Below are 22,970 nucleotides of genomic sequence, written 5' to 3'. Positions count from 1 at the left end.
TTGTAATTACAAGCTTTTTTATTCCAAATGAATATAGTGTGGAAAGGAAAGTTAGTATAGACGCCGAGCCTTCTGAGATATATCCGTATGTCGTTGATTTAAAAGAATGGCAGAAGTGGGGAGTGTGGTTTAAACGCGATCCAAACATGAAGCTTGATTATTCTGGTCCAGATAGGGCTATTGGGATGCGTTCGAGATGGATGAGTGAAACGGAAGGGAATGGCGAGATGGAAATCACGCAACTAGAGCACAACAAACGCGTTCTCTATCGTTTATATTTTCCTGATTTTGACATGGGCTCATCTGGTGTGGTCGAAATAGAATCTACAGTCGACGGTTCTATAGTAACTTGGAGAGATGAAGGTTCGGTCGACAATAATCCAGTAAATAAATATTTCGCGCTGATGATGGATAGTATGATTGGCCCAGATTTCGAAATGGGGCTTGAAAACCTTAAGGTGCTGGTTGAAAACAACGGTTGATATGCGCAACATTTTGATCTGAAAATATAAAAGTGCCGTAAGCAGTGAATTGGTTTACGGTACGTGGCATTGTCCATGAAAGAAAAAAATCTCCTTATTGCCGGCCTTTCTCTTAATAAGCTTGCCGACCTATTAATATCAGCTAAGACCACATTGACGGCAGTGCTCCTAAGTGTTGGTGCTCCACTTTGGATGGTGGGATGGTTAGTTCCTATCAGAGAATCAGGTGCGCTTCTTCCCCAGGTTCTTATCAGCGTTTATCTTCGAAAACACGCGCAGCGGTATATCGTTTGGCGCATTGGTATGGCAATACAGGCATTTGCTGTACTCGGAATGCTATTTTCGGTCATGTTCTTCTCTAGCTTCACAGCAGGCGCTTTGCTCCTAACCTCTCTTATATTTCTAAGTTTAGGTCGTTCAGCGTGTTCGTTAACTATTAAAGATATGGAAGCAGATGTTGCGGCAAAAGGAGAACGCGGCAATTTGATAGGGTTGGCGTCTACTATTTCTGGGGTAGTTACATTAGTAATTTCAATACCTCTGGTTATATTAGATGGCAGCCTTTCTTCAAACGTACTTTCGCTAATTTTAAGTGGAAGCTTGATTTCCTTTGTTTTGACCTTGGTATGTGTGTGGCCCATCAAGACAAATGTGGACACCGGTAGCGACGAAGAGAAAACCTTTAGTATTAACTTTGACTCTACTGTTTATAAATTTATTTTTGTTAGGGGGCTTTTCGTGCATTCGGCGCTCGTGGCTCCTTATTTCATGATTGAAAAAAATGGTGATGCGCAAGAGTTGCTTCCAGTTTATATAGGTGCTGAGGCTGCGGCTGCGCTTTTATCTTCAATTATTTGGGGTAGGCTTGCTGATAAAAGTGCAAAATTAACACTACGGTTATCTGGTTTGCTGGCATTGTGTTCATGTGGAGGGCTTCTTTACTTGCAGTCCACCTCTATTGTCACATCGGCATTCCTTTTCTTTTTACTCTCAATTGCTCATACAGGTGTTCGGACAGGAAGAAAGACATATAGTTTAGACGTTAAAGATGGCCATGAGCGAACTGAGTTAGTCGGTTTTTCTAACACTGCGATAGGAGTAATTTTATTAGCATTTGGTGCTCTCTACGCTGCGCTCACCCCTGTATTACCATTTTCAGTAGTATATATAATGACAGGAGTACTTTTGGTCGCAGTTGTTATGACTGTAATTCTACCCGCTGAAAAGTAGATTTAAGATCGAAGCAGAGCGATGCTGCTCTCTGTTTGGCCATTCGCTTTCTATGAGTGCTTTCTTTGAATTTCTGCATGGAGGCTGAGTCTCCAGCAGCAAAAGAAAAAGCGCTTTCAAAATCATTGATGACTTTGAGCCATTGAGCTTTGCCGAGGCCGATTAGCTTTATGTCGTCATCACTTTCTTTTATAGCGGTTTCTTTATTGCTATCGCTGAGTAACTTAATAGAGTGATTAAGAAGCTCACAATAGTTATTTAGGGTGAAATTTAAGCAGCGGTGGTTTTTACTTATTCTTTGATTTTTAAAAGGCATTAGCCCTTTAACCGGTTTGTTATTCAATGCGTTTGCAGCTAGTCTTCTATGTATACTTGTGTGATACGAGTTCTGTATGTTTGTTGCAGTCTTTGCACGAATTGGGTTTAAATCGACATAAGCCATACAGGAAAGTAGAGCCTTTTCAGTTAATAAAGCCTGTGAACGAAAGCGACCCTCCCAAAATCTACCTGTACAGTTATCCTCTTCGTTGGCTTTTCTTGCAATAAACTCATTTAAATTCCTCATGAACCAACTGATATCAAAGAGACGTTTTCTATAAACTTCAGCTGTAGCTTGAACTGCATCTAATTCACTATCGCTAAGTAATTCGCCCTTCATGTATTTTTGAGTGAGCAGGGTGCCTTTGTGCATTTTATGCCACTGCTGTAAAACAGTCTGTGTCGGCCAGGAAAGAGCTGCGCTTTTGTTTACGCATAAAACAACATGAACGTGGTTGCTCATGACAGCATAAGCACAAATGTCTATGGAGAAAACTTTACTTAAAAATAGAAGCCTTTTCTCTACCCAAGATTTCCTATGCTCGTAACTAACATTATTATGTCGATCGTACCCGCAAAGGTAGCTGCGTCTTACGCACCGAGATATACAGTGATAGTAAGGTGTGTCTTGAAGACTGATGAGGGACTTTCTGCTTTGTGCCACTTTGTTCCATCCAGCAAGGTCATGTTACTTGAACAGACCTTACCATCTGAGGTTCTGCTCTGTGACCTGAACAGAGGAGCGGTTTTCATGATTGCGCATCAATCACAGTGGGACAGCTAGCTTACAAAAGCTTACAGAGACATCCATTCTAAGAAAGTTTGAAGAGGCATCCATTTTCTTGAAGTTTACAAAGACACCCATCCCAATAATTCTCTTGACGCTTATAATGGGTGTCTTTGTTAGTTGTGGTCGTGTGCGCACGCCACAGTTACGAAAGGTTATTTGGCCATCAGCGCGTTGGCTGATTTTGATACGGGCGAACGACCCAATAAGTCAGAAATATACGACGAGGCTACAAGCAGCTTGTTCATGTCCACTTCTGTGGAAATGTCCATGCCATTCAACATATACAGGACATCTTCTGTTGCGACGTTACCGCTGGCCCCTTTGGCATAAGGGCAACCTCCTAGTCCTGCAACAGCCGAATCTATGGTAGAAACTCCATATCCTAGCGCCGTATATAAGTTAACTAATGCCTGCCCATAAGTATCGTGAAAGTGAACTGCAACCTTGCTGACATCGATCTCTTTTAGTACATCATCAAGCATTAAACTAGTTGCTTTTGGAGTGCCCACCCCAATAGTATCGCCTAGTGAAACCTCGTAACACCCCATGTCAATCAGCGCCTTACTGACCTGTGTAACAGCAGTAGGTAAGACTTTACCTTCATAAGGACAGCCCATTACACACGAGACATAACCTCTGACTTTTATTTTATTGTGGTTGGCTAGTTCAAACAGTGCTTCGAAACGCTTTAAGCTTTCGCTAATTGAGCAATTGATATTCTTTTGTGAAAACGACTCAGATGCTGCTCCAAATACAGCAACCTCTTTTACTCCTGATTCTATGGCCGCTTCTAGCCCCATAAAGTTGGGTGTCAACGCAGAATAACGGATATTCGCCTTTAAATTTAGCGCTTTAATAACCTCACCTGAATTCGCCATTTGAGGCACCCATTTGGGCGAAACAAAGCTACCAGCCTCAATACGGTTTAGGCCAGTTTCTGATAGAAGCTTTATAAGCTCTACCTTTTGTTCAACCCTTAAAGTCTGTTTTTCATTCTGAAGGCCGTCTCTAGGGCCGACTTCGACAATACTTACTTCTTTAGGAAACGTCACATTAAACCTCGGTTGCTTCTTCAGTAGAAAACGCCAATAGCGTGGCCCCACCATCCACTAATTCACCTGGGTTGAAGAAGAACTCTTCTACTGAGCCGTCGTGTGGCGCAATAATACTGTGCTCCATCTTCATCGCCTCCATGACTAAAATTGGAGCACCTTTCTTAACCTGCTGACCTTTCTCAACTAAATGCGCGACTATTGTTCCATTCATAGGAGCACTTAAATTGGCATCATCACCATCACTGTTATCATCACCTAACGAGGGCGAAACTACACCAAACTTAGCATGGGTGTCTTTGTTAAAAAGAGTAAACACCCCATCATTGTCTGAAAACGAAAAAGTTGATTTGTATCCATTGATTGTCGCTTTCAGCGTGTTATCTATGATTTTGCCACTTACTTCGAAGCTTTCGTTAGCTACCGTAAGCTCCCAGACAGGCTGATTCTCGTGTAGTAGATGTTTTACCTCAACATCGACCTCTTCTTGGCCGCAAAGCAAGGTTAGAGTTTCTTGGTGATTTCCATTAGACCGCCACGCACCCGCAGTGGACCATACTTCAGGTGTGCGATTACTCAAGGTAACTTTTCTACTTACTAGGGAAAGTAACGCCATTGCTGGGATATTAGAATGGGTGTCTTCGCTAGCTACATGGTTAAACAACGAATCGTTATGCTTTTCAACGAATGTAGTTGTCAACTCAGCAGCACCGAATGCAGGATGGGTAGCGACGCGCTTTAGGAAGTCGATGTTTGTGCTTACACCGTCAATATAGTAATCGCCCAGCGCACTAATTAGGCGCTTGAGGGCTATCTCACGGTTCTCTCCCCAAACCACAAGTTTGGCAATCATAGGGTCGTAAAATACGCTTACCTCGTCTCCTTCGACAACGCCAGTATCAACACGGACTACGCAATTTTCTTGTGGTGTGCGTAACAGGCACAGCGTGCCGGTGGAAGGTAGAAACTCGTTGTTCGGATCTTCAGCATAAATCCGTGCTTCGAATGCGTGTCCTGTTAGCGTGAGTTCCTTTTGTTGCTTAGGAAGCGGTTTGCCTTCAGCAATAGTTAATTGCCAGTGAACCAAATCCTCACGGGTGATCATTTCTGTCACTGGATGTTCTACTTGCAAGCGTGTGTTCATTTCCATGAAGTAGAATGAATCGTCTTCATCAAGTAAAAACTCAACTGTTCCCGCACCTACGTAGTTAATGGCTTTGGCTGCCAGTAACGCTGCTTCACCCATTTTCTCTCTTACTGACTGAGACATATTGGGAGCAGGAGCTTCTTCAATAATCTTTTGGTGACGGCGTTGAACCGAGCAATCACGCTCGAAAAGATATACACCGTTACCATGGGTGTCACAGAAAACTTGTATTTCAACATGACGAGGGCGCGTAAGGTACTTTTCAACCAGCATGTGGTCGTCGCCAAAGCTGGCCATAGATTCACGTTTAGCGGCGTTTAAAGCCTGAGAAAACTCTTTCTCGCTCCACACTTGGCGCATGCCTTTACCGCCGCCACCAGCTGCGGCTTTTAAAAGCACCGGGTAGCCCATCTCATCGGCAGCGCCTTTCAACACCGCTTCACTTTGTTCGTCGCCATGATAGCCTGGAACCAATGGAACGCCTGCTTTTTCCATGATGTGCTTCGCGGCAGATTTCGAACCCATCGCTTCTATTGCAGATGCGGGTGGACCTACAAAGATAATATTGTTTTCTGCGCACAGATTTGCAAATTCAGCATTTTCAGACAGAAAGCCGTAACCTGGGTGAATAGCATCCACGCCAAGTTCTTTCGATTTCTCAATGATGAGTTCACCACGTAGGTAACTTTCTTTTGACGGAGATGGCCCTAAATAAACTGCTTCGTCAGCCATTTGTACATGAAGTGCATTCTCATCGGCGTCTGAATAAACAGCTACGGTTTTAATACCTTGTGCGTTGGCTGTCTTTATAACGCGGCAGGCTATTTCGCCACGATTTGCAATTAGTAATTTATTTATCATTTTGTACCTCCACCCATGACGCACTGCGCTTTTCTAAAAAAGCTGACAAACCTTCTTGGCCTTCATCAGAAGTCCTAACTTGTGCAATAAGTTTGCTCGTTTTTGCGAGAAGGGCATCATCAATGTCTTGCGTAGACACCCATTGCACCAAGCCTTTTGCTTTCGCCACTGCTTGGGGGCCATTTTTCAATATGTTTGATAAAATATCGTTGATAGTGCTATCTAGCTCATCTTCAGTAACTGATTCGCTCAATAGACCTAGTCTTCGTGCTCTACGCGCAGAAAACACTTCAGCGGTTTGAAAGTAGCGTCGGCATACACGTGCCCCCATTGCCTCAACAACGTAAGGGCTGATCGTCGCTGGAATAAGGCCTATTTTAACTTCGCTTAAGCAAAACTTGCTGAGCTTACTTCCAATAGCAATATCGCAACAGGCAATTAAACCTACTGCGCCTCCGAAAGCTGCGCCTTGTACTCTAGCTATTGTGGGCTTTGGCATTTTATAAAGCGTCTGTAGCATGGTTGCTAATGCAAGAGCGTCACTTTCATTTTGTGCTTCGGTATAACTGGCCATTTTTTTCATCCAGTTAAGATCGGCGCCTGCGCTAAAACTCTTACCTTCAGCTCTTAAAATAAGGGCGCGTACGTTCTCGTCTTCGCCCGCTTTTTTAAACAAACGAGTCAGCTCGATTATCATTTCATCGTTGAAGGCATTGTGTTTATCGGCCCTGTTTAAGGTGACAGTGGCAATGTTTTTATCATCTACGCTGTAAATAACTGATTGTTCCATAACCCGAACTCCTACATTCTAAATATGCCAAAATGGGTGTCTTCGATAGGCTTGTTGAGGGTCGCTGACAGCGATAGCCCAAGCACTAATCGCGTATCCGCCGGGTCAATAACGCCATCGTCCCAAAGCCTTGCAGATGCATAGTATGGATGACCTTGCTTCTCGTAGGTATCAATAACAGGTTGTTTAAATGCTTTCTCTTCTTCTGCGCTCCAAGATTCGCCAGAACGCTCTTTTTGGTCGCGTTTTACTTGAGCTAAAACGCCAGCCGCTTGCTCACCGCCCATTACAGAGATGCGAGCATTTGGCCACATGAAAAGAAAACGTGGGTCATAGGCTCTGCCGCACATGCCGTAGTTACCTGCACCAAAGCTTCCGCCGATAAGCACAGTGAGTTTTGGTACATTAGCGCACGCTACCGCGGTTACCATTTTGGCACCGTGTTTTGCAATTCCACCGTGCTCGTATTGCTTGCCAACCATAAAGCCGGTGATGTTTTGCAAAAAAACGAGGGGGATTTTCCGCATGGCGCAGAGTTCGACAAAATGAGCACCTTTAAGCGCGCTTTCACCGAAAAGTATGCCGTTGTTAGCCACAATGCCTACAGGAAAGCCGAAAATGCGTGCAAAACCACAAACCAAAGTTGTGCCGTAAAGCGGCTTGAACTCATCAAAATCTGAATCATCCACAATACGCGCAATGATTTCTCTTACATCGTAAGTCTGGCGACTATCGGCAGGCACAATGCCGTAAATTTCTCTGGTGTCGTAGCGCGGTGGTTTCACCTCAGCAACGTCTAAGGTTTCAGGTTTCTTTCGGTTTAGTCTAGAGATAGCATTTCGTGCCAGAGTAAGTGCATGATGGTCATTGTTGGCAAGATGATCAGCAACCCCAGAAATACGAGTATGGACATCACCGCCCCCGAGCTCTTCTGCAGTTACCACTTCACCTGTTGCAGCCTTAACAAGTGGTGGTCCGCCCAGAAAAATAGTCGCTTGTTCTTTAACGATAATGCTTTCATCAGCCATGGCAGGAACATAAGCGCCGCCTGCTGTACAGGAGCCCATAACGACTGCAATTTGAGGAATATTCTTTGCAGACATATTCGCCTGGTTGAAGAATATACGGCCGAAATGATCCCTGTCGGGGAATACATCATCTTGGCGAGGTAAGTTTGCACCACCTGAATCCACTAGATAAATACAAGGTAAGTTATTCTGTTCTGCAATTGTTTGTGCTCTAAGGTGCTTTTTAACGGTTAGAGGGTAGTAAGTACCGCCTTTCACAGTAGCATCATTAGCTACAATCATGCACTCGATGCCAGCAACAATTCCTATTCCCGCAACAACGCCTGCACAAGGCACATAGTCGTCATACACTTCCCATGCGGCCAACTGGCCTATTTCTAGAAAAGGTGTGTCTGGGTCAATCAGTGCATTGATTCGGTCACGAGGTAGAAGTTTTCCCCGTGACACGTGGCGTTCAGCCGCTTTCTCACCGCCACCTTGACAAATTTGTTCTATTTTTTCGACAAGATCATTTACCTGAGCCTGCATGTGCTCGGCGTTTGCGATAAATGTTTCGGACTTCGTATTTATACTTGAGCGAAGAACGGGCATAACCCCTCCTTGTGTTGGGCATAGGCGATCGTTGTCGCTTAGCCACTAGTTAGCATGACGATTAGCAAGACACCCATGCCAAGCATTTTCGTTGCGATGGGTGTCTTTGTAATTCATTGGCCTGTAAATAAAGTTTAGCTTTCGTAAATGTCCTAATAAATCTTAGGGTGGGTGTCTTGCTAATTTCTATAAAACAAAGAGCGTTTAATCTTTCATTGTTCAGTAGAATTAGCCTTCCACCCGTAATCCCGATTTACTTCGATTCGTTGAATAGCTCGCGGCCTATTAGCATACGGCGGATTTCAGACGTTCCCGCGCCAATTTCGTATAGCTTGGCATCACGTAATAGGCGCCCCGTCGGGTATTCGTTGATATAACCGTTACCGCCAAGCAGCTGAATGGCATCTAATGCCATTTTTGTGGCGAGTTCTGCTGAGTATAGAATCGCGCCAGCCGCATCTTTGCGCGTTGTCTCACCGCGATCGCATGACTGTGCAACGGTGTATACATAGGCTCGAGCCGCATTCATTTGTGTATACATATCAGCGACTTTGCCCTGTACCAGTTGGAATTGACCAATTGATTGACCAAACTGCTGGCGGTCGTGAATATAAGGAACAACTATATCCATGCACGATTGCATAATGCCGAGTGGGCCGCCGGATAAAACAAGACGCTCGTAATCTAAGCCGCTCATTAGTACACGAACGCCTTCGCCTTCTTTGCCAAGAATATTTTCGGCTGGTACTTCGCAATCTTCGAACACTAACTCGCAAGTGTTAGACGAGCGCATACCAAGTTTGTCGAGTTTCTGTGCGCGACTAAAGCCCGGAAAGTCACGCTCCACGATAAATGCTGTAATACCTTTAGGGCCGGCTTCAGGGTTGGTTTTTGCATAAATAACAAAAGTATGTGCATCAGGACCGTTTGTGATCCACATTTTGTTACCGTTGAGAATGTACTTGTCGCCGCGCTTTTCAGCTTTTAATTTCATGCTAACAACGTCAGAACCTGCGTTAGGCTCACTCATTGCTAACGCGCCGATGTGTTCACCGCTTACTAGCTTAGGCAAGTACTTTTCACGCTGAGCGTCGTTACCGTTTTTGAAAATTTGATTAACGCATAGGTTTGAGTGTGCGCCGTAGCTCAATCCGATACCACCTGAAGCGCGGCTAACCTCTTCCATAGCAATAGTGTGGGCGAGATAGCCCATGTCAGAACCACCGTACTGCTCTGAAACAGTTACACCCAATAAACCCATATCACCAAGCTTAGTCCACAGTTGATTTGGGAATTGGTTATCTGCGTCTGCTTGCTCAGCCAGAGGTGCAATCTCATTTTGTGCAAATTGGTAGACCTGGTCACGTAACATCTCGATGTCTTCACCAAGTCCAAAATTCAAAGTAGGGTAGGAGGTGTTCATGCGATATTTCCTCGTTTTAATTCTGCGAGTTCTTCACGGCAGCGTGCTTCAACATCATCCAGTTCTGTCATTAGCATCTGAATATCTTCTAATTGTTGTTTAAGCACTGCTCTTTTTTGCTCAGTCATTTCAAGCATGGCCTCTAGCTGAATGGCCGAGTTGGGGTTAGTGTCGTACATGTCGAACAGTGTTTTGACTTCAGCAAGGGAAAAACCTAAACGTTTTCCGCGCAAGATAAGCTTTAAGCGCACTCTGTCTTTGTTTAAATAAACACGATTCTGCCCAGTTCTGGACGGCGACATTAGCCCTTGCTCTTCATAAAAACGAATTGAACGAGGAGTAATGTCAAACTCTCGCGCGAGTTCACCTATTGCATATGTTGTTTCGTCTTCGTACTTGCTCATTACACGTACCTTGTTTTTAGCGCTGTTTAACACCCTTTTTCTTAGCGTGGGTGTCTTTGTAATTAATTTCTCTGTATTAAGTTGGGTGTCTTCGCAATCGCACTATTGTTATAAAGCAGCGTATTTTCTATACCGCTGTATTAAAACGTAGTGTTTGGTTGACACACACTTGGTACAGGTTTACGTTAACGTTAATTACATTTTACGTTAAGGTAAAGTAACATTTTGCTAACGTCAATTTTTCATGGTGAAGGCAAGACGTTGTAGCTGTTAGGGGGTGTTTACTTTTGTATACATCTGTGTGGCGTTCTTCACTTAACTATCTAATTTAAATGAACTTTAAGGGCACGGTTATGAGTAACGAATCAGTAGTCATTGTCGCAGCTAAGCGCACACCAATGGGTGGTTTTAACGGTAATTTGTCTTCGCTTGCTGCGACCAAATTAGGAGAAGTTGCGATTAAAGCAGCCTGTAAAGCGATGGATGTCTCTGTAATTGATGAAGTCATTATGGGGTGTGTATTACCCGCTGGCCTTGGTCAATCACCTGCACGACAAGCTTCACTGGGGGCGGGGCTTCCGTTAAGCGCAGGAGTAACAACCATTAATAAAGTATGTGGCTCGGGCTTAAAATCGGTAATGATGGCGCATGACTTAATCAAAGCAGGCAGTGCGACAGCAGTTGTAGCGGGTGGAATGGAAAGCATGAGTAATGCACCCTACATGTTGCCTAAAGCAAGAACGGGTTATCGTATGGGCCATGGTCAAGTGCTAGATCACATGATGCTTGATGGGCTAGAAAATGCTTATGATGGCAAAGCAATGGGATGTTTCGCGCAAGATACGGCCGATGAAGAAAATATATTTCGCGGAGAAATGGATGAATTTGCACTAAGCTCGCTTTCAAAAGCACATGAAGCAATAAATAGCGGTACATTCGTTGATGAAATAGTGCCTGTAACAATTTCGTCTAGAAAGGGCGACACCGTGGTCGATACCGATGAAGGCCCGGGTTCAGCACGTCCTGAGAAAATACCAACTTTAAGGCCTGCTTTCAAAAAAGATGGTACGGTCACTGCGGCGAACTCAAGCTCAATCTCCGATGGTGCTGCAGCACTGGTTGTTATGAGTGAGAGTAAAGCGAAAGAGCTTGGTCTAGCGCCACTGGCACGTGTAGTAGCTCACGCTACAAATTCTATTGAACCTGAAAACTTTACTGTGGCACCTGTAGGGGCAATGGAAAAAGTGTTGGATAAAGCAGGCTGGACAAAAGAAGAAGTTGATTTGTTTGAGATTAATGAAGCTTTTGCAATGGTAACTATGCTGGCAGTCAAGAAACTTGGGCTTGATGAAAGTAAAGTGAACGTGAAAGGTGGTGCATGTGCATTGGGCCACCCAATCGGTGCATCAGGCGCACGTATTTTGGTAACTCTGCTGCATGCGCTTAAGCAACGTGGCGGGAAAAAAGGTATTGCGTCCTTATGTATTGGTGGCGGTGAAGGCGTAGCATTGGCTGTTGAAATGATCTAAACAAAGACCGGCGATAAGATGTCAAAAAATTAATCATAGAGTGCCACCATTTACTTGGTACTCTATGATTTAATTGAAATAAAAACTATCAATATGAAATCTTCTATCAAAGCTATCTCTCTAATTACATTAGTTGTATTAGCGACGCTGTTGTCGGCCGTAAATACTCAAGCGACTTCACTTCCGAATGAGGCTAGTGTTGTAAATAACAACGTAACTTACGATGACACCTATGCGAGTGAACGACATTTAGCATCTAATGCCGCTTCGAGGGTGCCTTCGAATGACACCCATGCTAACTCGAAGTTTCATGCAGACCCGCAAGAGTTATTGTTTACGTTGGGTGTCACCCAAACAACACCGAATTACAAAGACACCCACGATAATGTACAGAATCTTTCCCCGAAAAATACTTCGGATGACACCCATGCAAATAATGATGTAAACGCCCATACGAATGAAATACCTCGCGCTCTGACCCAAGTGCCATATTCTGCGTTGGGTGTCTTGCCAAGGTCAGAGCATGATAGCCAATTCAGCTATGGGAGTGACCCACTTCAGACTGTGTATGTATGGCATGGCCGCGGTGGTGATGAAAATGAGTTTGCTGGGTACGCCGTTATCTTCGTTCATGGTGGGTGTTGGCTCAAAGCATACGGGTACGACCATGCTAAAGGGTTTTATCATGCCTTGGCAGAGCTTGGGATGGGTGTCTATGCAATGGAGTATCGCCGCGTAGGCGATGAAGGCGGTGGTTGGCCCGGTAGTTTGGAAGATGTAACAAGTGCTGTGAAAGCATCTATCGAGAATATTGAAGCTACAGGCGATAGTGGCAACATATATTTGGTAGGGCACTCTGCAGGCGGGCACCTTGGCTTACTTGCCGCACAGCAACTATCGAGTAGCGATGTAGGTACAGGCATTAAACAAGTAATGGGCCTTGCCGCTATAACGAATGTGCAAAGTTATGCCCTTGGTGAAAATAGCTGTCAGACAGCCACGCCACAGTTTATGGGTGGCATGCCAGCTGAAAACGAACGTGAATACCAAATGGCTACGCCAGTCGCAGCTAAAATCAAGCCCTCGGTAATACTAATGCAAGGCAACGAAGATAGTATTGTACCCGAACACCACGCTACAATGCCCGGCGCAAAAAATAGAATAATAACAAACGGTGGTCATTTCGACTGGCTACATCCAGAATCTACGTCCTTTGATGCTTTACTTGAGGTTATGAGTCAACATGATGAATAAGGTTTTTTCTGCTGAGCAACTTGATAAAAAAGATCCGCTTTTTAGCAAGGCTGGCGAATTCTCGTTGCCAAACAATACTATCTATCTTGACGGTAACTCTCTTGGCCCCTTACCCAAGAAAGCGGAAGAGCGCGCCAGTGAGGTAGTAAAAAATCAGTGGGGTGAGGGCCTTATCACAAGCTGGAACAAGCATCACTGGATTTCATTACCACAGCAGGTGGGAGATAAAATTGGTACCATTATCGGCGCAAAGCAAGGCCAAGTAATATGCTGCGACTCGATATCAATCAATTTGTTTAAGGTGCTTAGTGCTGCCTTAAAAATGCACCCTGAAAGAAAAGTCATCGCCACAACAAGAAACAATTTCCCCACCGATATTTATATGGTTCAAGGTTTGCTCGATTTACTCGGCAGTGAATACAGTATTCGGTACGTAGATGAAAACAGTGTTGGTGCCCTACTTGACGAAGATATCGCTGTGCTAATGCTGACCCAAGTAAACTTCAGAAGTGGTTTAAAGCTTGATATTAAGAGTATTACTGAGCAGGCGCATAATAAAGGAATACTTACGCTGTGGGACTTGGCACACAGTGCGGGCGCGTTTCCCGTAGCCCTAGATGAGTGCAATGTAGATTTCGCCGTGGGTTGTACCTATAAATATTTAAATGGCGGCCCAGGTGCTCCTGCATTTATTTATGTTGCCCGACGACATCAAGACGCTTATAAACAGCCTTTATCAGGTTGGATGGGCCATAGCTCGCCATTTTCATTTTCTCCCGACTACACCCCTGATACCTCAATAAAACAAAACTTGTGCGGTACGCCAGGCATTATTGGCATGAGCATTCTAGATGCTGCCCTTGACGTGTTCGAAGACGTTTCAATTAAAGCCATTGATGAAAAATCTAAAAAGCTCCAAGCTTTTTTTATCGCAGAAGCTAAAAGAGCGGGCTTATTGGATGAGCTTAAGGTGGTTAGCCCGTCGCTTGATAACAGAGGTAGCCAAATTGCGCTTGCTCACGATGATGCTTATGCTATCTGCCAAGCGTGGATAGCAGAAGGCGTCATCGCCGATTTTCGTGCACCAAATATACTTCGTGTTGGCTTTGCGCCACTGTATTTAAGTTTTGCTGATATTGAAAAAGCGGTAATAGCATTGGCTGCTATCATGAGTGAAAAGCGCTATGATCGGGAAGAATTTAAGCAACAGCAGAGTGTTACCTAGCTAAATAGTGACTAAATAGTCGAATTTATTGCATTTTTTGCATTTAACCTTAATACTTCGCGGTTGACTTGTTATTGATGTAACTATTCTTTTGGGTGTGCAGTTGAGAAAAATAAGAAAAGGCCTGCTTTGCACAGTGTTGTTTGTAGGAGCCGCTTTTAGCGCGTTTTTGCAAGCTGCACCGGAGCAACCATTAGCATCTCAAAATTCAATTGAAGTAACCTATTGTATCGACCCTAACTGGGCGCCTTATGAAGCGATAAGAAATGGCATCCACGTAGGTATTTCAGCCCAGTACATGCAGCTTATTGCTGAACTCAGCGAGCTTAAGTTTAAGCTTGTTTCTACACAGAGCTGGCAGGAAAGCCTAGAGTTTGTTCAACAAGGCAAATGCCAAGTCATCCCCATGATGAACACCTCTGATTATCGCAAGCAGTTTTTAGACTTTAGTGTGCCGTATTTTGAGGCGCCAAATGTATTGGTTGCTCGAACAGGGATGCCCATGCTGCAGGGCTATTCAGGGATTGGAAATCGTACAGTAGGTATTGTGCAGGGTTACCGCCAAGTCGAATATATTTCACGTCATTACCCTGGATTGCGTCTAAAACTCATCCCGTCCGAGGAAGAGGGCCTTAAGCAACTCGCAAATGGTGAATTTGACGTAATGGTAGGTTCACTAATGAGTGTGAATATGCACATTAATAACCTTGAACTCGAAGATTTACACATTGTTGGTTACGCTGAACCCTTTGACTCTCTCGCATTTGGCGTTAATAAGTCGTTCGGTCATTTAATCGATAAACTTAATGTCGCAATAGAGCGAATTCCAGAGACAAAGAAAGTAGAAATCTATAAGCAATGGAACAACGTGCAAATACGTTACAGCCGCAACTATACAGCGATGATATTAAGTTCAGCGATTGTATTATTGGGCTTGTTGTGGCTAATTTCGAGAAACCGCCATGTGGGTGGCTACAAGCGCATAATTCAACAAAAAAATGAAGAAATAAGTGCGCTTCAAGCCACGTTGTTAGAGAAAAACAAAACATTAGGTTTTCTTTCGGCTCACGATACGATCACCGGTCTATATAATCGTAATCACATGATACAGCGGGCGGAAGAAGAGATATCGCGCTTTCATCAATTTCATACTACCGCTACATTAATCGCTATCGATTTAACGCCTGTTGATGAAGAGCTATTTTCTCACGACCCTTCTATTCGAGAAGAGATGTTAAAGACCGCAGCTCAAAACTGCCTTAATACTGTACGAGAGGTTGATGTTGTTTCAAGGTTCACTGGGGAGCAGTTCGTCGTACTTTGTCCACAGACCCAGTTAGACTCAGCAAAAACGCTTGCAGATAGGCTGTTAGAGTGCATGGATACCCACTATCTTCTAAGTGACAAATATAAAACTGCAATTGGTATGGCCGAATTGCGAGACTCAGAAGAGTTCCCAGATTGGCTTGAACGCACTATAAAGGCACTTTATCAGTCTAAGCGGCAAGGCTACGGCAATGTGACCATTGCTCAGTAAAATTGGATTATCCTGCCGCTAAATAGAAAGGCAGATGTGCGAAGCCTGAAAAACCGAGCTTCGCTAGCCTAAACATCATCTAAATAATTGGTTCATAATGCCACTGGTGTGAGTCGTAGTGGATTTGAGCGCGATCGTATTCTCTCTCAGAACGCCAGTTTCGATTATTTAATTTAGCAGATACACCCGGATAGAGCCTTTTATTTGCAATAAGCTTTATATCTGTTTGATAGTTTTCTTTTGCGGCTTTAACGTCGTTAGCTTTATTCTCTAACCATTCAAGAAGCGCGCTTTCGTTGTTGAAAAGCTCAAGCGCTTCCGCTGCCTTGCGCTGCAGCTCTTTAGGAATCTTTTTACCCTGAATAAGGTCGATTTTTTCTTTGTGCTTTAGGTTATTTTCGCGAATCTGCCTTAATAACTCATCAAGAGAATCTTTGCGCTCTAGCAGCTGATTAAAACCAGGGCTGAAGTCAACTTTTAACGTACTTCCAGAAACAGCGCCGAGCGTTCCTGCTTCAACTCTATCTTGGCTGATTATGTCACAAGCAAACAAATTGCCCATTGGCTTATCAATTTGCCCTACAATCACAGCTCCACCGCAGCGCAGACGACTGTATGCAAGCTGTCTACCGACAGTTATATTCCCAGCGCACTGGATATCGATGCCTTGGCCATGCTGTACGTGAATACTTCCTGCGGCAACGAGTTTGCACTGGTAGTCACCTTGCTTATCGTTTACCTTGCCCATTGCACCTTCAGTGATAATGATGTCGCCGCCCGACTCAATGTAAGCCGACTCTACGAAACCGTTAATAGTAACGTCTCCGGCCGCCTTAATTTGCATTTTCTCGGTAACATCGCCGTTGACTAATACAGCACCTTCATAATTTACATGCCCTGACCCAACGTTAACGCCATTACAAATAAAGGTATCATCTATATTCATAATTTGGTCACGGTATTTAGGCATCCCTGAAATGGATGACATTAATAGGTTTGCGTCGCTATCAGACACCACCGTCCCTGTACCCATTTTAAAGTCCACCCATTCACCAGGGGCGGCAGAGATTGTGTTTCCTTTCACGTCAAAGCCAGAACGACCTTTTGTAGGTGGAGTACGGCGCAGAACAGGCGTGTTTATTTTCACGCATATCACTTCGCCTAAGTTGCGCATGTCAACGCGTTCACCTTCGTTCGTTTGCGGTCTTAGTATTCGTTCAAGTGCGTTCGGAACAAGGGGAATAAATTTGGAGTTTTTTCCATTTCGGGCAGGAAGCCCTTTAGCTATGGTTTCCTCTAATACAGTGCCAGGCGCCGCATTTCTTGCGGCTTTTAGCATGGCGTCTATTTTTTTAGTGCTAACGCCTCGAATCACTCTATTTTTGACCGCTAATGATTTTACGGTCGCAAGGGATGGGAGTTTACCGCCATAGGGGGTAGTGAGGACCAAATTCGCAATCATGCCGTCTTCAGGTACCCGAAATTCAACTTCGGCGTTTTTGCGTTCGCCAATGCGTTCTTGAACCACAGTACCATCACCTGTTTTAAAGTAATGGTTGGCCGTTTCACAGGCTGATTTTAACGCTTTTTCTGACACATACAGACGCTTGGTTTCGCCACTTTCCAACTGCTGTCTAACATCACGAATATCCACCTCTGATGTAAATTCAGAAGGATTGAGCATAATGTTTATATAGGTTCTTGATTTGTCGAAGCTTATTGTAACGCCATTCATGACTACTTATTCCCTTACGCGCGTGTATTGTTATTATCGGCGGAGGTCATCAATTCCTTGACTACGTTTTATCCTTTACCGCCTTAGTTCAACTATCATTAATTTATGATGTTATAAAACCTCCGTCAAAGGTTTTTAGCATACTGATACAGGGCGCGCAGTATGGCCTGCTTGTCGGGGTTGTCGCTGTGCTCGTGAGCTAACGCTTCAAGCCGCATCATGTAATTTTCTAGTGTAATCGAGCCGCCAAATGCGGAGTCTGTTAGTCGAGCCTGACGGTGATACTGCCATTTCGTCATCTCATCAGCGGTAAGTGTATTAGGGTAGTTGCGCGCACGATAACGAAACAGTTGTTTGCGCAATCTTTCATGCTGTGTTTCATCGGCCAAGGTGGCAAGGTCGTCAGGGGCTGCATCAATAACACGCTCACACCAACGTCTATCTTCGTCATTTAAGAAACCACCGCTATACAAGGCATGGTCTACGTCATGCTCTGTACTTTCACGTTCTTCATCATATACGCCCACAAGTTTAGCCGCGAGTTCGTTAGTGCTTGCGAGTGTTTTGTAATTGTCTAGGCAACGTTCGCGATCAAGACCTAACCTAGCGGCGTTTTCCTCAGTCATTGCTTTGGCTGTGGTAATAAAAGGGGAGCGATTAATGTGGATAAGTTTAAGACCAGGTCGTTCTTTTGTATCTGAATACGTATCCGCTGGCGCGTAAAGCGCCTGTCTTATTTCTTCGGCTGAGTCGTTTACCACGCTGTCTATATCATGGGATAAATCTATCGCTATAAACGCATTTGAATTGGTTGGATGTTTAGCAATTGGCATTACCCATGTGCAACACCCCTGAGAGGCAGGCAATTTAGAAGATATATGCAAAAGTACCGAAGGTTTGCTTAGGTCAATTTGCTGCATAACCGTATGTTTATTGCGAAGCGACAATGCATACTCAAATAAACGAGGCTGCTTTTCTTTAATAAGCTTTGCCAAAGCAATGGTTGCGTAGACATCGCTAAGCGCATCGTGTGCATTTTCGTGACCAATGTTATTAGCTGCAGTGAGCGATTCTAATTTGAAGCTAGGCGTACCATCTTCTCGTTCTGGCCAATTGATTCCTTCCGGTCTAAGCGCATAACACGCTCTTGCTACATCAATAATATCCCAGCGACTGTTCCCGTTTCGCCACTCCCGTGAATAGGGGTCGTAAAAATTACGGTAAAACAAATAGCGCGACACTTCATCGTCAAAGCGAATACTATTAAATCCTACACTACAGGTGTTTGGGGTAGACATCTCTTGGTAAATTCGCGCTGCAAAATCTGCCTCGTTTGACCCATCTCTTATGGTTTGCTGTGGCGTAATGCCGGTAACCAAGCATGCCTCTGGGTGAGGCAGATAATCATTAGCAATGGCGCTCATAATGTTGATGGGTTTTCCAACAACATTTAAATCCATATCTGTTCTGACCGCGGCAAATTGGCAGGGGAGATCTTTTTGTGGGCTGGTGCCAAATGTTTCAAAATCGTGCCACAAAAATGTAGGTGCGTGCATAACCACCATTGCTTATTAGTAAAACCTTGTACGCAGTGTACACCGCGATAATTTTAATACCAAATGCTGTTGGTTTTATACCCAATAATTCAGACATTCGAAAGGCTAGAGTGACGTTGTAACTTACGGTTTTATCGTTTGTTTTTATATAAAAATTTTAGACTGTAAACTTGCGAAACAAACCATCTCTGACTAGTTTTAGGTTATTACAAGTTATACGGAAATTATTGGCTTGTCAGTCCTTCCATCTAAACCAGCGTTTAACGAAGCTAAAAGTACCTTTATATTGGCTACTGTGCTTGCTACCTTACTGATTGTGTTAGTTGTTAGTTTGTTTGAAAGCAGTATAAAAGCGACGGCGGAGAGTCAGGCGTTTGAGGCCTTAGAGAAAAGCGCATTAAGCGTGGAAAATGTCGCCGAAACACAGCTAGTCAAACATCTCAACGCCCTTAATTTTTTGCACCAAACGCCGCCGATAAGCGGAATAGTTAGAGCTACGCAGAACAATAAGTTAGACCCTAAAGATGGCACTACGCTTGAACAGTGGAAGCATCGCTTAGAAACTATATTTGTCGCTTTTATCGAAAATAACACAGAAATCGATCAGTTAAGGGTCATTAAGGTAGACGAAGAAGGGAACGAGTTCTTAAGGGTCGAGCGCGAGGGCGGGAGTGTTTTAATCGCCAGCAATACTGATTTACAGACGAAAGCAACACGCAATTATTTCATTGAAAGCGCTAAAAGTAATAAAGGACAATTTTACATTTCCGATATCAACTTGAATCGGGAATATGGAAAATTAGAATACCCCTACAAAAGCGTCATTCGGCTTTCCTTACCAATCTTTAGTGAAAGTGGCGAGCGTTACGGAATGTTAATTATGAACGTTAACGCGCAGTACATGCTTTCTCAAATGACCCAATCCTTAACGAGCAACCAGTCGCTCTATGTCACTGACCGTGATGGCTATTTTGTAGTACATCCCGATAGCCAAAAATCCTTTTCTAAAGACTTAAACCCGTCTGTAACGTGGCAAAGCGAATTCTCAGTATCTCAATTCAACGGGCGCGGAAAGATTACCTCCAAAAATGAAAGCCAGAGCGTACATTACGCTGTTTCAAGGGCGTTCACACTAGGAGCGAAAGGTCAGGGCTCAGGCTTTTACTTGCACATTTTACTACCGCAATCTCAAGTGAGTGCGCTGATAAATGAAAAGCGGCTGAGCGTTTACAGCGTGATTGGTGTCATCTCTATCATCTTTGTAAGCATTCTGCTTTTTGTTTATCGCAGTAATAAAAAGAATATTGAGCTAGCCAAAGTGCGTGGTGAATCAGCTGCTATTGTGGATATTTCAAAAGATGCCATTTTTAGTGTGGATTCTACGGGTATTGTCAAAAGTTGGAACAAAGCTGCGGAGTCCCTTTTTGGGATCCCCTCCCAGATAATCCTCAATCAGCATTATTCATCTTTCGAACCACTATCCTTATCAGGGTTAGAGGACGAGCTTGTTAGAGGTGGCAAGCAAGTTACTTTCACCACGCCTTATGTCGATGATGATAAAAATGCGCGTTCACTATTGATAACTACCTCAACGATATGGGGAGAGCATTCACAGTTTTCTGGCGTAGCTGTAGTAATTAGAGACATTACGGATGAACAAAAAGCGAAAGATGCCATTGAGCGAGTCAACTTAAAACTTGAAGAGAAAGTGGTAAGTAGAACAAAAGAGTTGGTTGAGGCAACACAAGAAGCGCGTAAAGCAAGTAAGGTGAAGAGTTCATTCATTTCTAATATCAGTCATGAAATGCGCACGCCCCTCAACGGGGTAGTGGGCTCTTTAGCTTTATTAAAACGCCAACCGCTTAACGAGAAGGCAGAGCAACTGGTCTCCATGATGGAAATCAGCTGTAACAACTTAAACGTGCTTATAAATGATGTACTAGATCTTTCAAAAATAGAAGCGGGTAAACTGGATATTAACCAGCAAAATTTCGAAATACTCTCTCTTATCGAGTCTATTGCTAAAGTGTTCGCTATTAAAGCGGCAAGCAAAGGACTAGAGTTACTGGTGGATACCTCGGAAGTACCCAGGATAGAAATTAACTCAGATCCCCACAGAATTAACCAAGTATTGAGCAACCTACTTAACAATGCGATTAAGTTTACCAAAACAGGGCACGTTAAACTTACTCTGTTTTTAAGCGAATCGGTGTCTGACGTTCTGCAGTTACATTTCAGTGTTGAAGATACAGGTGTCGGTATAGCAAAAGACAATCAGCCCAAGCTTTTTTCTGCGTTCACCCAGGCCGATGCCACAGTGGCGACACAATACGGCGGTACAGGGCTAGGACTATCTATTTGCAAGCAGTTATGCCAATTATTAGGTGGGGATATTACCTTTGAGTCGGAGTTAGGAGCGGGGAGTAAGTTTTCGTTTTACATTTCACTTCCCGATACTACATCGGACAATGAAGCAAGTTCTGACAAAATTGAACAAGACGAAAAGTCACTTCTTAGTAACGTTAAAGTTGGCGTTTCATCTGCTTATTTACCGCTGCAAGCGCACATATGTAAACTTGCTGAGAATGTAGGCGCTACTTCTGAAGTCTTAGATGGGCCCGCTAGTGCTATTCAGTGGCAAGATTACAATGTACTTTTACTTGATGAATCCAGCGCTTTAATTGGTGAAATAGACAGAGAATGGGAGCGAAGTGAAAAGGGCGGAAAGGCTAGCAAAATGCCCGTGGTTTATATTCTTCAAAAGCTAGAGGGGGCACCCTATGCGTTTAAGCATTTGACGCCTTTGTACCTACCTAAACCCCTTTTCCGCTCTACGTTTATAACGGTAAAGCAAGGGTTAGATGTTGTTAAGTATGGTGGTTTGATTAAAAAAGTCACCACTGAAGACAGCCTTAGTCGTGCACCAGAAGCCGAAAATTGGGCTGAAGACCAAATTAAATCACACATTTCAATTGAAAATACTCGCTTACTTATCGTTGATGACAATATGATAAATAGGGAAGTGGCTAAGGGCGTACTAGAGTGTTTACCTTGTAAATTATACACCTGCGCTGACGGTGAAGAAGTCGTTGCTTTTCTGCGTAAATGCGATGAAAAAGGGCGTCGTATTCACAGTGTTTTAATGGATTGCCAAATGCCTAAAATGAATGGTTACGAGGCGACTCGTGCTATTCGAGAGGGAAAAGCTGGAGCAATGCATGCCGATGTCCCCATTATAGCGATGACAGCAAACGCTATGCTGGGCGAGAAGGAAAAGTGCTTAGGAGCAGGGATGGACGACTTTGCCACTAAACCGGTTATTGCAGATGTACTTATCCCAAAAGTCAGGCAGTGGCTAGTAAATCAAGTTACCAAGGTGGCTGGCACCGAGCTTGAAAATTCAGATATTGATTCACAAAGCGCTGAGCGCACCAAAACTTCTTATTCAGAACCCGCTGATAAAACAAGTAATAGTGCGTCGTTGCCCCCCTTAGTAGACAGCCTGCTTGGCGCTATTGATAGAGATTTAGCGCACAGTACTGAGTCTATGAATGAAATAACAGATTCACAGGAAAGCTCTAATACTCCTGTTCGTTCTAAGCCTACCGACGCATTAGGTAAGCCTGAAATTATTTCTAACGAGCAAACGAATAAAATAAGCAATGACTGTTGGGAAAAAGAGGATGCTATAGCACGAATTATGGGTGATAAAGCTTTATTCTCTCGGGTTTGTGAGCTCTATTCTCAAAGCGCACCTGAAAAATTTAAACTTTTAGAAAGGGCTGTAGAGAATCAAGACTTTTCACAAATACAAATTCTGTCGCTTAAACTCAAAGGAATGTCTGCTGATATTGGTGCCGTGCAGCTGAGAAAAGATTTTGAATCACTTTGGGAGTTATCAAAAGTAGCTGATTGGGAGAAAGTAAAGGCGTTGCTTCCATCTATCGGCGACGATCTTAATACCTTTTTAGAACTTCTTGAAGTAGCCTAGATTATCATCTTTTAGTGTGTCATCTTA

Annotated in this window: 16 protein-coding genes; 7 read left to right on the top strand and 9 right to left on the bottom strand. The window is 43.8% G+C overall.

Translation table 11 applies throughout. The features are described 5' to 3' along the window. Positions 1-38 precede the first annotated feature (38 nt). A complete protein-coding gene (locus ACYX4N_RS13235) occupies positions 39-482 on the top strand; it encodes an SRPBCC family protein (RefSeq protein WP_476054340.1) in 444 nt (147 codons plus the stop codon). Positions 483-557: 75 nt separating this feature from the next. Beyond that, positions 558-1,712, top strand: coding sequence for an MFS transporter (locus ACYX4N_RS13230; protein WP_476054339.1), 1,155 nt, complete (start codon positions 558-560; stop codon positions 1,710-1,712). On the opposite strand, the gene ACYX4N_RS13225 is transcribed toward ACYX4N_RS13230, so the two are convergent. The 7 genes from ACYX4N_RS13225 to ACYX4N_RS13195 form a co-directional block, all read right to left on the bottom strand. Beyond that, complete coding sequence (locus ACYX4N_RS13225) at positions 1,681-2,694, bottom strand: transposase (protein WP_476054338.1); 1,014 nt, start codon at positions 2,692-2,694, stop codon at positions 1,681-1,683. The two genes, ACYX4N_RS13230 and ACYX4N_RS13225, sit on opposite strands and share 32 nt — an antisense overlap. Before the next feature lie 278 nt (positions 2,695-2,972). Beyond that, positions 2,973-3,926, bottom strand: coding sequence for a hydroxymethylglutaryl-CoA lyase (locus ACYX4N_RS13220; protein WP_476054337.1), 954 nt, complete (start codon positions 3,924-3,926; stop codon positions 2,973-2,975). Further along, positions 3,874-5,880 carry an acetyl/propionyl/methylcrotonyl-CoA carboxylase subunit alpha gene (locus tag ACYX4N_RS13215; protein ID WP_476054336.1) on the bottom strand — a complete coding sequence of 669 codons (2,007 nt, stop codon included), beginning with the start codon at positions 5,878-5,880 and terminating at the stop codon, positions 3,874-3,876. Before ACYX4N_RS13215 ends, ACYX4N_RS13220 begins: the two co-directional genes overlap by 53 nt. Further along, positions 5,870-6,670 carry an enoyl-CoA hydratase/isomerase family protein gene (locus ACYX4N_RS13210; protein WP_474855970.1) on the bottom strand — a complete coding sequence of 267 codons (801 nt, stop codon included), beginning with the start codon at positions 6,668-6,670 and terminating at the stop codon, positions 5,870-5,872. The genes ACYX4N_RS13215 and ACYX4N_RS13210 overlap by 11 nt, the downstream gene beginning before the upstream one ends. A gap of 11 nt (positions 6,671-6,681) precedes the next feature. Further along, positions 6,682-8,289, bottom strand: a complete 1,608-nt coding sequence (locus ACYX4N_RS13205; RefSeq protein WP_476054335.1) for a carboxyl transferase domain-containing protein — start codon at positions 8,287-8,289, stop codon at positions 6,682-6,684. A gap of 253 nt (positions 8,290-8,542) precedes the next feature. Beyond that, a complete protein-coding gene (locus ACYX4N_RS13200) occupies positions 8,543-9,712 on the bottom strand; it encodes an isovaleryl-CoA dehydrogenase (protein WP_474807344.1) in 1,170 nt (389 codons plus the stop codon). After that, entirely contained in the window at positions 9,709-10,116 is a 408-nt protein-coding gene (locus ACYX4N_RS13195) for a MerR family transcriptional regulator (RefSeq protein WP_179983106.1), read from the bottom strand. Before ACYX4N_RS13195 ends, ACYX4N_RS13200 begins: the two co-directional genes overlap by 4 nt. A gap of 353 nt (positions 10,117-10,469) precedes the next feature. On the opposite strand from ACYX4N_RS13195, the gene ACYX4N_RS13190 reads away from it, so the two are divergent. From ACYX4N_RS13190 to ACYX4N_RS13175, 4 genes are all read left to right on the top strand, one after another. After that, on the top strand, positions 10,470-11,645 hold the full coding sequence (locus ACYX4N_RS13190) for a thiolase family protein (protein ID WP_476054334.1): 1,176 nt from the start codon (positions 10,470-10,472) through the stop codon (positions 11,643-11,645). Between the two features lie 93 nt (positions 11,646-11,738). Continuing rightward, entirely contained in the window at positions 11,739-12,899 is a 1,161-nt protein-coding gene (locus tag ACYX4N_RS13185; protein ID WP_476054333.1) for an alpha/beta hydrolase family protein, read from the top strand. After that, on the top strand, positions 12,889-14,124 hold the full coding sequence (gene kynU / locus ACYX4N_RS13180) for a kynureninase (protein WP_476054332.1): 1,236 nt from the start codon (positions 12,889-12,891) through the stop codon (positions 14,122-14,124). The genes ACYX4N_RS13185 and kynU overlap by 11 nt, the downstream gene beginning before the upstream one ends. A 103-nt stretch (positions 14,125-14,227) precedes the next feature. Further along, complete coding sequence (locus ACYX4N_RS13175) at positions 14,228-15,661, top strand: diguanylate cyclase (protein WP_476054331.1); 1,434 nt, start codon at positions 14,228-14,230, stop codon at positions 15,659-15,661. Positions 15,662-15,740: 79 nt separating this feature from the next. On the opposite strand, the gene ACYX4N_RS13170 is transcribed toward ACYX4N_RS13175, so the two are convergent. Further along, on the bottom strand, positions 15,741-17,396 hold the full coding sequence (locus tag ACYX4N_RS13170) for a FapA family protein (protein ID WP_474855986.1): 1,656 nt from the start codon (positions 17,394-17,396) through the stop codon (positions 15,741-15,743). Between the two features lie 125 nt (positions 17,397-17,521). Then, complete coding sequence (gene sbcB, locus ACYX4N_RS13165) at positions 17,522-18,952, bottom strand: exodeoxyribonuclease I (protein ID WP_476054330.1); 1,431 nt, start codon at positions 18,950-18,952, stop codon at positions 17,522-17,524. A 232-nt stretch (positions 18,953-19,184) separates the two neighbouring features. Here sbcB and ACYX4N_RS13160 point away from each other — a divergent pair, with 232 nt between their 5' ends. Further along, entirely contained in the window at positions 19,185-22,943 is a 3,759-nt protein-coding gene (locus ACYX4N_RS13160) for an ATP-binding protein (protein ID WP_476054329.1), read from the top strand. The last annotated feature ends 27 nt before the right edge of the window (positions 22,944-22,970 follow it).

The sequence above is a fragment of the Alteromonas sp. ABH4_452 genome, from assembly GCF_056311825.1.
The sequence above is the reverse complement of the archived record's forward strand: the minus strand, read 5'-3'. Positions and strand labels throughout refer to the sequence as shown.